The sequence below is a fragment of the Corynebacterium sp. TAE3-ERU12 genome, assembly GCF_019209905.1.
Classification (GTDB): Bacteria; Actinomycetota; Actinomycetes; order Mycobacteriales; family Mycobacteriaceae; genus Corynebacterium.
In genome coordinates this window covers 876,466-889,297 of record NZ_JAHUTM010000001.1, presented here as the reverse complement: position 1 = coordinate 889,297, position 12,832 = coordinate 876,466, and the positions used below count along the sequence as shown (strand labels likewise).

Here is a 12,832-nt window from a genome sequence, read left to right as displayed (position 1 = left end):
GTGTCTGATCATCACACCACTATCCGGCAGACCAACCCCCACCGGCTGGGAGGCTTCCTCCCGCTGGTCCGGGGGTTCGTTGCCGTTACGGCCTTAGTTGCTGTCTTCTTAGTGAGCCTCTTTATCAATGTGGCCGATATTTCGCCGTTTGATGCCCTCCGCGGCGATATCACCGAAAAACACGCGCTCTACCTGTGGCAGCAGCGTATCCCCCGGGCAATAGCCAGTGTGTTGGCCGGAGCCAGCCTCGCCATCGCTGGGCTCGTGATGCAGGTACTCGCCCGGAACCGGTTCGTCTCCCCGTCGACAGTGGGCACTGTGGAATCCGCCGGCCTTGGTTTGGTCATCGTCGCCATCATCGCCCCGGGTCTTCCGGTGTGGGTGAAAATGGTGATTGCCATGGTGTTCGCACTAGCCGGCACCGCCGTATTCCTCATTTTTCTCGCCCAGATCCGGCTGCGCGATTCCCCGCTGGTGCCCTTGGTCGGCATCATGCTGGGCAGTGTTATCGGTGCGGCCGCGACATTCCTGGCCCTGCAGTACAACCTCTTGCAGATGCTGTCCACCTGGTTATTCGCAGATTTTTCGGCCGTATTGAAGGGCCGCTACGAGCTTTTGTGGGTGGTGGCTGTGTTAGCAGTTATCACCTACCTGGTGGCCAATATTTTCACTATCGCCGGTTTGGGCTCTGATACCGCAACCAACCTCGGCATCAATCACACCGCAGCTATGTGGGGCGGCATGTCGATTGTCGCCGCGGTATCCGCCGCCGTTGTGGTCACTGTTGGCGCGATTCCCTTCCTTGGCATCGTGGTACCCAACGTGGTGACCCAGGTGCTTGGCGATAACACGCGCCGCAATATTCCGTGGGTGGCCTTCGGTGGCGCGATGACTGTGCTGGTCTGCGACACCGTCGGCAGGATGCTTCCCGACCTGCTGGCTTTTATCTCTACCGGCGAGTTCAACGGTGTCGGTGAGATTCCCGTCGGCACGGTGATGGGTTTTATCGGCGGAGCGGTGTTCTTGGTCCTACTGCTGCGAGGAGATAGTGCCCGTGGACGTTAATAACCATGCCGTCACGCACCGCCGCACCATTGCACATGGTGCTGTGGTGGGCATTGCCATCATCCTCATTGCGGCATTATTCCTCGACACTTTGCCCGACCGGGTGGGCTCTCCTGCTTGGTGGTACACCCTAGAGCTTCTGGGCAGCCAGGTGGGGGCAATGATCGTGGTCAGCGCCTCCATTGGCGTATCGACGGTGCTGTTCCAGACCATCACCACAAACCGCATTCTTACCCCGTCCATCATCGGCTTCGATGCCCTGTATTTGTTGCTCCAGACGATGCTGGTGTGGTTTGTCACCAGTGTGCCCAATGGGGCACTGTCCTTCCTCGATAATCCCCTGGCCAACTATGCGCTCTCCGCTGGGCTGATGATCATTTTCGCCCTCGCGTTGTATTCCTGGTTGTTGTTGGGTCGCAAAGTCCAACTCATGACATTGCTGCTCGTCGGGCTGGTTATTGGCCTGGTTTTCCGCTCGTTTACCAGCCTGTTCATGCGCCTGCTGGACCCGACAGCATTCATTCAGGTGCGTGCGGCAATGTTCGCGAACTTCAGTTATGTCGACCGCCGACTGCTGATAGTGACGGCCATCATCACCATCATCGGTATCGCGGTGGCTTATCGCCGTCGCCGTAACTATGACGTGATGCTGCTGGGCCGCGATCCTGCAATATCACTGGGAATCAACTACCGACGCGAAACCATCATTGTGTTGTTCCTGTGCGCGGTGTTGGTGGCGAGCTCCACCGCATTGGTCGGGCCCGTACTGTTCTTCGGCCTCATCGTCGCCAATGGCGCCTACCAGCTGCTGTCCACGCAGCGGCACTCCCATACTTTGCCGATGGCAGTAGCCCTGGGTGTCGCCGCCCTGGCCGGGGGCCAGTTGGCGCTGCGCCAGTTTGGTGTGGAGGGCTCACTATCGGTTGCCGTCGAGTTCATTGGCGGCGCACTATTCCTATTCCTGCTGTTGAGAGGACGTACCTCGTGAATAAGCCGGTGCATCACGACGCTCACGACGACGGCATCGCGATTGCCGGGATTCACCAAAGTTTTGGTGATAACGAGGTCTTGTCGAATGTGTCTACCTCTATCGCCAAGGGGACGGTGACGTCGATTATCGGCCCCAATGGTGCGGGTAAATCGACTCTTTTGGCGATCATGAGCCGGTTGGCTTCCCCAACGCAGGGCTCAGTACATGTCGACGGGCTGGACGTGCAGACCACTGCGTCGAAAACCATCGCCACCAAATTGGCTGTGCTGCGCCAGGAAAATACCGTCGGAGTGCGGCTGACGGTGCGGGAGCTGGTGGGCTTCGGGCGTTTCCCCCATGACCACGGGCGTCATCGCGCCGAGGATATCGCGGCGATCGATGAGGCCTTGGATTATCTCGAGCTCACCGATCTCGCCGACCGGTTTCTTGATGAGTTATCGGGTGGGCAACGCCAGCGCGCATTCGTGGCCATGGTGTTAGCCCAGGACACTGACTATGTGTTTCTCGATGAGCCGCTGAATAATCTCGATATGAAGCATGCGGCGAACATGATGAAGCGGGTGTGGCGGGCTTCTCGTGAACTTGGCAAAACATTCGTTTTGGTGATTCACGACATCAATGTCGCTGCTGCGTACTGCGACCACATCATTGCGCTGCGCGACGGGCGTGTCGTCGCCGACGGCAGCCCAGCTTCGGTGATGGATACCGACGTGCTGCGCGATATCTACGATATGGACATGCCTGTTATTGATGTCAACGGGCAGAAAATGGCGATGTACTTCGGGCGGCCGGACTGACCCGACCGTCCCGAAGTACCCGCTACTGTGTGTGGCTTACTTCTCCGGCAGGACGATGACCAGGATCAAGTAGATCAACAGCGGCATCGGCGGGGCTGCGAAGAAGAAGGCCAGCGCAACGACTGCGCGGACAATGGTTGAGTCGATATTGAACGCGCGCGCAATGCCTCCGCACACGCCGAAAAACCACTTATCGTCCGTGGGTCGGTAGAGCGGCCGCTTGGCGACTCGCTCCAGTGCTCGGTGGACGGATTCGACATCAAAGCCGTTGGAAGCCATGGTTGAGCCTCTCTGCTGGGTTGGGGTGTACCTGCACTTAATTATATGTACGTGGGCCTATTCGCGGAGCAGCTCAATATCGAGCTGGCGTGCATTGAGATCCCGGTAGCGGTTGATATCGCAGGTAAAGACCAATACCTGGCCCTGCTCCCCCGCTTTGGCGAAGGCGTGGCTCATTGCGCTGCGCCGGTGCGGGTCGGCATAACCCAGGGCATCGTCGAGAATCAGTGGTGCTGTTTCACCACTGTCGAGCAGCGAGGCCGCAGCAAAGCGCAAGAGCAGGTCTGCTTGTTCTTGGGCCCCGCCGGAGAGTTCCTCGAAATCAACGGTGACCCCGCCGAGGGTGCGTTTGGCAATACCGAGGTCATCGTTGAGTTCGAAGTCAACATCGCGGCCAAATACCGGCTGGGCAAATTCGCGCAGTCGCTTCACTAAGGGGGCGTGGTACTGGGCGCGCACGTCATCCCGGGCGGTAACCAGGGCTTGATAGAGCGCTTCGACCGATGCGATGTACTTGCTGTGTGATTCGGCTTTCTGACGAGCCCGCTCCCGGTCTTCATCGAGGCCGCGCATCTCTTCGTCGAGGCCCTGGGCATCATTCATCACGCTTTCGTTTTTCGCGCGACGCACCTGCCACTCGTGGATACTGGCTTCGGTCTGGGTAACTGTGGCAGCAAGCCCCTCATAGGCGCTAAGTGCCGCTTCGGGCTGCACCTCATCGACTTTTTCGGCCACCACGTCGGCTTCTTGCCGCGCTTTGTGCAGCGCTGTTGTTGCCTCAGCCAGTTTCGTATCTAGTTGCGCATCATCGGCGGCCGCCCGCGCTGCGCTGAGCTCATCAGTGACGCGTTTGTGTTCTGCCTCGGCGTTTTCGAGTGCTTTCTCCGCACGGGCCTGGTCTTCGAAGACCGACATTTTCTCGGTGGACTGAACTTTCGCCTCCGCGACCTGCTGCGCCCGCTGGGTGGCACGGGCCTGTTCGGCAGCAGCAGCCAGCACCTCTTCAGCAGCGCTTTTATCGGCCGGGGCTTCCGGGATCTCACCAGCGCCATGCCAGGTGCGTGCGCGGGCTTCTTTTTGTTCTTCGGCGCTACCGGCGCGCTGGATCAGTGCTTCATCGGCATCGCGATCATGGTCGCGGCGCAGCACCTCACGCTCAGTGGCCATCGCGTCGCGGTGCTTAGCAGCGGCAAGGTGTTCTGCATGTGCTTCGCGGGCGGCACTGACCGATTCAATATCGTAGTCCTTGAGCAGCTCGATAAGAGTCGTGCGGGCATCGCTGAGGTCCTGTTCAACGGACTGGCCGGCTACGGACTCGACCACAATATGCAGGCCGTCGGCGGCAAGCTCGAGACTGCCGGCCACGTGGTACTCAATTTCTTCAGCACCGACGTGTTGGTGCGCACCATCGACTGTGATCTCCCGCTGGGGGTCTGCGGTGATGCGCACGGCCGCGGCGGACTGTTTGAACTGGGCCTCGGCAATAGCTACCGCTGTTTCGGCCTCAGTAATTGTGGTGAGCACCTCAGCAGTAATGGGGTGCTGTTTTAAGGCCTGTTCGGCTTCTTCGAGTTGCGCATTGGCCTTGTTCAGCTCCTCGATACGACGCTTAGCCGCGCTGAGTCCGTCGGCATCAGCGGCTGCGCGCACATCGAATTCGGCTAGGGTTTTGCGTGCTTCGGCCTCACGGTGGGATGCCTTTGCTTCCTCAAGCGCACTGCGAGCTTGTGCGACCTGTTCTTCGTAGTGGCCAACGCGCTCTTTGGCCGCAGCGAGGTCATCTTTCGCCTTATCGGCAACGCGGGCGCGTTCGGTGGCTTGTTCGGCCAGCGCGGTACGGGCTGCCACGGCTGCAGCTGCTGATTTTTCGGCGGCCTCAGCTGAGCTGACGCGTTCCTGGGCGCGTTCTAGCTGACCGTGGAGTTCCTGGGCCCTATCGGCTGCTTCTTTAGCCTGGTCCCGGTCCGCGATAAGAGTGGGCAGTTTGTGTGTGAGATCAGCAATTGCGGTTTCAGCCCGGGCGACCTTATCCACCGCCGCATCGCATTCGGCGCGGCGTGAACTGAGCTGCTCATACCGTTCATCAAGCTCGGCGACAGTCTTGGCAAACGCCCGTGATTTGGCGTTCTCATTGCCACTGGGGGTGAACCATTCCTTGTAGAGCTTCTCCACGCTGTCCATCAGCTCGGCTTCTGCGGCAGCGCCTGCCCCGCTGTCCATGCCGGTGATGGCAGTCAGTGAGTCCGATAGGGCGCCGAGCTCGTCGAGATGCAGCTTATTGAGTGCCTCGCCCTGTTGGGCTGCGAAGGCAGACCACAGCTCGCTAAGCCCGGCGTTTTTGACTCGTTCAGCAAGCCAGTCATCTGCCGCACCGCCTTTTAGGGTGTTCCGGCTCGGCTTGTGGACAGTGATAACCGTGGCGTTTTTGCTGCTGCTGCCCGTGAAGGTTTTATCAAGGGTGCAGGTATAGCCATCGATGGTCATGTCAAGGATGATGCGCGGTGGTTCAGCTGTTGTTTTTGAGGCCAGCTCGCGGGCTTCTTTGCGCGTCGAGGTGCCCTTGAGGGTCAGTGCGGCGTACACGGCCTGCACCACGGTGGACTTGCCGAATTCGTTGGCCCCGTGGACCACGGTGACCCCGGGGGAAGTTAAGTCGGTGAGCTCCAGCGAGCTGACACCGCGGACATTGTGGAGAGTAATGCTGTGCAGCTGCACGGTTAGCTGTCCTTCCGGGTGAGTCGGTAGAGCAGGGAGAATGCTTGTCGGCTGGCCTCGGCGGCATCGCCCTGGCCTTCGCTTGCTTCGGCAAGCGCTTCAGCAGCACGGGCTGGGTATCCGGACAGGCCAAGGTCTGCAGGAAGATCGCCGCGCACCACGGCCAGGTCGAATAGTCGCTTTCGTGGGTAGAGGCATGCGTAGAGTTCGCGCAGTTCGGCGACCTCATCTTCTAGGCGTAGCCACTGGTCGTAGGTGACGGTGCCGACGAGGTCGTATTTCACTGCGGTGCGGTCTTTATGCGGAATCTCGCGCATTGTGGTCAGCCAGGCTTCGAGGTCATCCTCGGAATTGATCTGTGCACTCGATGCGTGGAAGGCCCAACTGCCCACCCGCACCGGGCTCACACGGCGTTCCACCGCCCCGGTATCGTTGATGGTGAGCTCCACGACGAGCACATTGCCGGAGTCTTTTTCAACGTCGTCATACCGGGTGACTTCGTGCGCGCCGGAGAACCACACCCCAGGCAGCGCCTCGAGTGTGCCGTGCCGATCTCCGAGTGCCGCATATGCCAGCGTGCCATCGGCGATTGCTGCGCTAAGGCGCTCCCCGTCGATGAGGGCATCATCACCGAAACCTTCGATCTGGCCATGCCCGACGAGCACCCGCGCTGCCGGTTCGGTGTAATCGTCGGCACTGCGCTGCTGCTCCAGCTCATCCAGGGCAACCCCGACGGGGTCATCGGTGGGATGGCGGGTCAACAGTGGTGCCGCTAACAGTTCCACCCGGTCATTGATCCGGACCGGGCCGGGTTCACTAAGAACGTGCACGCCCTCAACGTCGGTAAGCACACTGCGGCGGAACACCGAGGACGGGTCATAGGAGTCGTGGTTTCCGGGCAACAGGTACACCGGAACGTCGAAACCCCGCAGTTTCTCCACGGCCCTACCTAAGGCACGGTCGGAGGGCTGGTTGGTATCGAACACATCGCCGGCAACGACGATGAATTCACAGTCATATTCGGCGGCGACCTGCCCGAGGCGTTCAACCGCATCCAGGCGCGCGCGGGCGAATTCGGCGGGAACTGATTCCCCACCTGCGGCAAGGAATGCTGCAGGCATACCGAGTTGCCAATCAGAGGTGTGCAGGAACTTCACTGTGGTTGCCATCTCAGTTATCTCTCTCCGCCAGCTTGACCAGCGTTATGTAGAGGTCCTCAATATCCGATACTGCCTGGATACTGTCTTGAGCGTTAAAACAAATTGCGGCCATTGCCTTATGCAGCAGCTTGCTGTCCATGTCATACGAGGCCGGGGCTGGCCGCACCGACGGCGGCTCCAGGAAAACCTCCTCACCCCAAAAGCAATACTGCGGCTGCCGGTAATCAACACCTTTTTCCGGGGCGCTGGCCACCGGCACTTCCGCACCGGATCCCCAGCGCAATACCCCATCATTGGCTGAGGGAGGTGACGGCTGCTGCGGCCTGGAGTCCTTCCCGACGGGGTCGGGAATACTGCTGGTATCAACACCGCGCAGTTCCAGGACAGTGCGCGGGTCCTTGGTCATCAGCTCGCCTGCGGCCAAGGCAACAGCCATGACGTGCTTGCATACGACCTGCCGGTCTGGGCAGGTGCATCCGGTGCGCAGGGGTTCTTCCACACCAGCGACGAGGTAGCGCGCCTGACCGGAATCAATACTCCCGCTCAGCAGTGCCCCTACCCCACCGACCCGGTCGGCCATTGCGTGCACCCGGTGGTAGACCTCGGTGGCATCGCGGTGCGGCAGGGTGAGAGTCACCTCAAACGGGTCCAGTTGGGAGCCACGCACCTCAGCGGCGATCACACCGGCACGGAAAGTCAGGTGTGTGACCCGCTCTTCCCGCCAGTACATTGCGCCGCGTTCACAGCGGCCCTTATCCGTTGCTGCCGCCGCCACATTGACGATGGCTTTACCCGCCCAGTTGAAGGTTGCTAGTTCTTTCAGCTGCGCAGGTGGCGCGATATAGGTGACGTTGTGGCGGTGCTCATCGTCGGCCTTATTCAGTGGCTGCTGCGCGCTGTTACGACTGAAGTCCACCCAGTAGACGTTGTTGTTCATGATGGCTCCTGCCCCGGATTGGGGTTGCGCCGCCCCACCCGTAGTCGCACCAGGTCGTGAAGTTCATCATCACTGAGTTGAGTCAGCTCCGGCAGATCACCATCCATGACGGACTCAGTGACCTCAAGCTTAGATTCGATCAGCGCGTCGATACGTTCTTCTACCGTGCCTTTACAGACCAGGTTGTGCACGGTGACCGCTTTGGTTTGGCCGATCCGGTAGGCCCGGTCAGTAGCTTGATTTTCCACCGCGGGGTTCCACCACCTGTCGTAGTGGATGACGTGGTTCGCGGCAGTGAGGTTCACGCCCACACCGCCGGCACGCAGCGACAGCACCATCACCGGGGACCCGAAGGTGGACTGAAAACGGTCCATCATTATTTGCCGCTGGGCGCGGGACACCTGGCCGTGCAGGTAGTCGATATGAATGCCGTAGCGCTGTTCCAGAAAGTCGCGCAGTACGTGCCCAAAGGCGGCGTACTGGGTGAACACCAAGGTCCGCTCCCCGTCGGAGATGAACTCGTCCAATAGCTGGGTGAGCCGCTCAATTTTATAAGAACGCGGGGCAGAACCAGTTTCCACAGCGCTGCCATCGGCGAGGTAATGGGCCGGGTGATTGCAGATCTGCTTCAGCGCTGTGAGAGATTTCAGCACTTCGACGAACCGGGCTGGACCTTCTAATTCGGCGAGCCGCTGCTGCATCTGGTCGACATATGCGGTGTAGAGCGCGGCTTGTTCGTCGGTGAGCGGCACGATTTCCTTGTGCACTGTTTTGCTCGGCAGGTTGTCGAGAATGCCTGGTTGTTTTTTAGTCCGGCGCAGGATGAATGGGTCGATGATCGCGTGCAACCGGGCGGCGACGGCATCATCTTTGGAATGTTCGATGGGGTACATGAATTTCTTGCGGAACTCGACAGTGCTGCCGAGGATGCCTTCATTACAGAAATTCATAATGGCGTGTAGTTCGCCGAGGTTGTTCTCCACCGGGGTGCCGGTCAGCGCTATGCGGTGACGCCCCGGCATACCGCGGCACACCCGATGCACCCGAGTATTGGGGTTCTTAATGGCCTGGGCTTCATCGACAATGACGTGGTCCCAGTCCACCTGGTACAGCTGCTCGGCATCGCGCACCGCCAGGGCGTGAGTGGTCAGCACAATGTCAGCCTCGGCTGCTTGGGCGGCGAAGTCATCCCCGGTAGCCCGGCGCGGCCCGTGTTGCACCAGCACGGTGAGTTCCGGGGTGAAGCGTTCTGCTTCGCGCCGCCAGTTTTCTACGACACTTGTTGGCACGATCACCAGGCTGGGTTGGCTGATCCCGATTTCTTTTTCGTGTTGCAGCAGCGTCAACACTTGGAGGGTTTTGCCCAGCCCCATATCGTCGGCCAGGATGGCGCCGAAGCCTTCGCGGGACATCCAGTCCAACCATTCGAATCCGGTGCGTTGGTAGTCGCGCAGGTAGGCGAGCAAACCGTCGGGAAGCGGCAGGGGTGTGGGCGTTGGTGTGACCACCCCAGTGAATATCTCGGCGAGGTCGCCTTCCCCGTGGATGTCGGTGTCTACGCCGTCGAGGTCATCGCCCGCGTGGGGTTCCCAGCCGTGGAATGCGCCGAGGGTAGCGCTGCCCACACCGGGGTCCTGTCCGGGTTCGGTCTGCTTATTGATGAACCGGATGGCGCGGGCGACGGCACCGGAATTGGCAAAGACCCACCTGTTGCGCAGCCGCACCAGGCTGGTTTTGGCGTCAATGAGGGTGCGCATCTCTTCATCGGAGATTTCTTGGCCGTCGAGGCTGAGCCGCCATTGGTATTCGACGATGCGCTCAAGTCCCACCGGGGACCCGTCGGGGCGGGCGACTGCGCCGGTGGGCACCGGGGAGCGTACCGACGCGGTGAGCGTGGTCTTAGCGGCATCCCATGACCGGGGCACCATGACGTCAATACCCGCTTTACGCAGCACCGCGATGCCGTGGTCGAGGAGGCCGATAACTTCAGCGGTGGTGAGCAGTTTGTCCAGCCCGAATTGGCCGGCCGGCGCGGTTTGCAGCGGCGGGAATGCGTTTCCTGCCGCGACCATAAGGGGCGCAAGATCCCGGCGGACTGTGTCGGTGAGCAGGTCAGGATCGACGTCGTGGACAGTACCGTCGCCGCGGCGCAGCATCACCCGCAGCGGCCAGCGGGGCTCATCTTCAGTGTCGGTATCCGCTGGGTCATCGGCGGTGGTGCTCAGTTCGTTTTCGTCGAGGTCATCGGGCTCTTGGAGCTGCATGACCAGTTGGAGTGCGCCGTCGCTGATAGAGCGTCGCCACGCGGCTAAAGCTGAAATGAGCCCTGGTGTGGTGGTTTTCAGCGGGGTGCCGTAGACGAGGGAGTGCGCAAACCGGTGCAGGTTCGCCGTGCCGGGTTCTGCGGTGCTGCTTCGACCAATGGTCGCTCCGGCCTCAATTGCGGTGACAATATCCCGGTTGGCCAGGGTGTGGGTGAGTTCGTTGCGGAAGTCAGTGAAGCTGGGGGCTCCTCCGTTAACCCACAGCACTCGTGGCGTCATCCGTAGGGCGTATTGCTCCCAGTCGGCGCTTTGCTGGTCTTCGACTAAACGCCACTGCGGCACCCATTCCCCATCGCTGCTGACCATGGTGATGGTGATCCGCCCGGCGCGCACGAACCTGCTCAGCGAGGCCCCGACATAGCGGTAGTAGCGCAGGTCCGGGGCGAGCTGCACGGTGGTGGTTTTCGCATCGAGGTGTTCGAAGAAGTCCGGCACGTTGAGCGGGCCGATGAAAGTGGCCGGCAGCATCACCTGCCCGCGTTTCTTTCCCGCATATTCGATGGTTAGTTCCAACGAGCGTGACCAGGAGCGGCGCTGCAGGTAGTGGATGAGTTGAGTCTGCGCCTGCGGCACACCTGTATCGCCAGCATCGAGGGCGGAGGCATCGGGTAGTGCTTGCCGGGTGGTGGTGTCTTCTAGCCATACTCCAAGTCCGCGGCCGGGCACCCATAGTCCGTGCACCAGGTAGCGTCCCGACGAGGCGGGCACGCCGGTTTCCCCCGGGGAGGTGTGGTCCTCCGCGGGGGCTTGTGCCTCGTCGTGATGATCGCTCATGCATTGATTAGTAGCAGCCGGGTGGACATGAGTTCTTTAGCGGAGTGTGCGCGTTCGAACACGGCTAGATTTGCCCGACCTGTATCTGGGGTGAAAGGTTAGGGCAGCACTGTTATTCCACGGACCTCCCCGGATTTGCCGCGAGCGTCCATATAAGGAGACTTTGATAGATGAGTGAACACTCTTGGTTCCTCGTTGCTATCGCCATCTATTTGGTGATGATGCTTTATATCGGTTGGGCTGGCTTCCGCCGCACCACCGAATATGACGATTATGTTCTTGGCGGACGCGGGCTGCACCCGTTCGTCGCTGCTCTTTCAGCTGCTGCCTCTGATATGTCCGGCTGGCTGCTCATGGGCCTGCCTGGTGCTATCTACCTGTCGGGTCTGAACCAGTTGTGGATTGCTATCGGCTTATTCGTCGGTGCGACCGCTAACTGGCTGCTCACCGCCCCGCGCCTGCGTTCGTACTCGCATGTGGCGCGTAACTCGCTGACCGTGCCGACCTTCTTCGAGGCCCGCGTGCGCGATAACAGCCACCTGATCCGGGTGGCCTCGGGCATCATTATTTTGCTGTTCTTCACCTTCTACGTGTCATCGGGCATGGTTGCCGGCGGTTTGTACTGGCAGTCCGTCTTCGATGGTTCCTACCTCACCGGCATGCTCATTGTGGCCGGTGTGACCGTGGTGTACACCCTGCTGGGTGGTTTCCTCGCGGTGTCTAATACCGACACTGTGCAGGGCAGCATCATGTTCGTGTCCTTGCTTGTGGTGCCTACGGTTGCGGTTATTTCGTTGCTGACTAACCAGGGCTTGAGCCTTGGTGAGATCTTCAGCTTCCCCGCCGATAGCCCCTACCCGGGTTCTGAGGGGGTTGTTGCCTCGGGTTGGTTCAATATGACCGAGGGCATGACGACGCTGGGCATTATTGGTCTGCTTGCTTGGGGCTTGGGCTACTTCGGTCAGCCGCACGTGATTGTGCGTTTCATGGCGCTGCGTAAGCCTTCGGAGGCCCGCAAGGGCATGCTCTATGGCGCTGTGTGGCAGTTCGTGTGCTTGACTGCCGCGGTGATTGTCGCGCTGATCGCTACGTCGTTCTTCGCTTCCACGGGCGCCTCGGTGGTTGATACCAATAGCTACGAGACCATCTTCTTGGATATGGCCCGCTTCCTTATGCACCCGTTGATTGCGGGTCTGGTGCTCACCGCTGTGCTGGCTGCGATCATGTCGACGATTTCTTCCCAGCTGTTGGTCAGCTCCACTGCTTTGGTGGAGGACCTCTACCGGGGTCTGACGAACAACCAGATGTCGTCGAAGGTGTCCATGACGCTGTCCCGGATCGCGGTTCTAATCGTGGCTGTGATCGCCGCGCTGCTGGCCCGTGACCCGGAGAATTCCATCCTGGACCTGGTTGGGTTCGCCTGGGCTGGTTTCGGTTCGGCCTTTGGGCCCATCATGTTGGCTTCGCTGTACTGGCGTCGTTTGAATGCCCCGGGTGCAGCTGCGGGCATGATTACTGGCGCTGTGGTGTCGTTTTTGTGGGGCCGTTCGGAGCTTGCCGACGTTGTCTACGAGATTCTGCCCGGTGTTGCCGCGGCGACGATTGTCATGGTGGTTGTCACCTTGCTGACGAAGAAGCCCAGCGAGGACATCACCGCCGAGTTCGATCGTGCTGCTGCGGAGGCGAAGTTGTAAAACTCATGGAACCGGCCGGGGTGGTCGTGGCGTCTAAATAATGTGCCGCAGAATTTTCCGCCCCGCCGCCGTGTTCCCCGCAGTCTTTATCGGCGC

Annotated in this window: 9 protein-coding genes; 4 read left to right on the top strand and 5 right to left on the bottom strand. The window is 60.3% G+C overall.

Annotation, left to right across the window (positions count from 1 at the left end; translation table 11 throughout):
- The 3 genes from KRX51_RS04060 to KRX51_RS04050 are packed head-to-tail and all read left to right on the top strand — an operon-like array spanning position 1 to position 2,853.
- Positions 1-1,065, top strand: coding sequence for an ABC transporter permease (locus KRX51_RS04060; RefSeq protein WP_370625012.1), 1,065 nt, complete (start codon positions 1-3; stop codon positions 1,063-1,065).
- The gene (locus KRX51_RS04055; protein WP_218361657.1) at positions 1,055-2,053 is read left to right on the top strand and encodes an iron chelate uptake ABC transporter family permease subunit; all 999 of its coding nucleotides are present in this window, start codon (positions 1,055-1,057) and stop codon (positions 2,051-2,053) included. The genes KRX51_RS04060 and KRX51_RS04055 overlap by 11 nt, the downstream gene beginning before the upstream one ends.
- Positions 2,050-2,853: an ABC transporter ATP-binding protein gene (locus KRX51_RS04050; RefSeq protein ID WP_370625011.1), complete on the top strand. Its 804-nt coding sequence runs from the start codon at positions 2,050-2,052 to the stop codon at positions 2,851-2,853. Before KRX51_RS04055 ends, KRX51_RS04050 begins: the two co-directional genes overlap by 4 nt.
- 36 nt (positions 2,854-2,889) lie before the next feature.
- Here the strand turns inward: KRX51_RS04050 and KRX51_RS04045 are convergent, their stop codons facing one another.
- From KRX51_RS04045 to KRX51_RS04025, 5 genes are read right to left on the bottom strand one after another with little or no spacing between them, the layout of a single operon-like run.
- Positions 2,890-3,132 carry a PspC domain-containing protein gene (locus KRX51_RS04045; RefSeq protein WP_218361656.1) on the bottom strand — a complete coding sequence of 81 codons (243 nt, stop codon included), beginning with the start codon at positions 3,130-3,132 and terminating at the stop codon, positions 2,890-2,892.
- A 57-nt stretch (positions 3,133-3,189) separates the two neighbouring features.
- Positions 3,190-5,847 carry an AAA family ATPase gene (locus KRX51_RS04040; protein ID WP_218361654.1) on the bottom strand — a complete coding sequence of 886 codons (2,658 nt, stop codon included), beginning with the start codon at positions 5,845-5,847 and terminating at the stop codon, positions 3,190-3,192.
- 2 nt (positions 5,848-5,849) lie between these two features.
- Positions 5,850-7,016, bottom strand: a complete 1,167-nt coding sequence (locus KRX51_RS04035) for a metallophosphoesterase (protein WP_218361653.1) — start codon at positions 7,014-7,016, stop codon at positions 5,850-5,852.
- 1 nt (position 7,017) lies between these two features.
- Positions 7,018-7,944: an SWIM zinc finger family protein gene (locus KRX51_RS04030; RefSeq protein WP_218361652.1), complete on the bottom strand. Its 927-nt coding sequence runs from the start codon at positions 7,942-7,944 to the stop codon at positions 7,018-7,020.
- Positions 7,941-11,042, bottom strand: a complete 3,102-nt coding sequence (locus KRX51_RS04025; protein WP_218361651.1) for a DEAD/DEAH box helicase — start codon at positions 11,040-11,042, stop codon at positions 7,941-7,943. Before KRX51_RS04025 ends, KRX51_RS04030 begins: the two co-directional genes overlap by 4 nt.
- 170 nt (positions 11,043-11,212) lie before the next feature.
- Between KRX51_RS04025 and putP the strand changes: the two genes are divergently transcribed.
- Positions 11,213-12,736 (top strand): sodium/proline symporter PutP, encoded by a 1,524-nt coding sequence (putP, locus tag KRX51_RS04020; protein WP_218361650.1) that lies wholly within the window; start codon positions 11,213-11,215, stop codon positions 12,734-12,736.
- Positions 12,737-12,832: the final 96 nt, after the last annotated feature.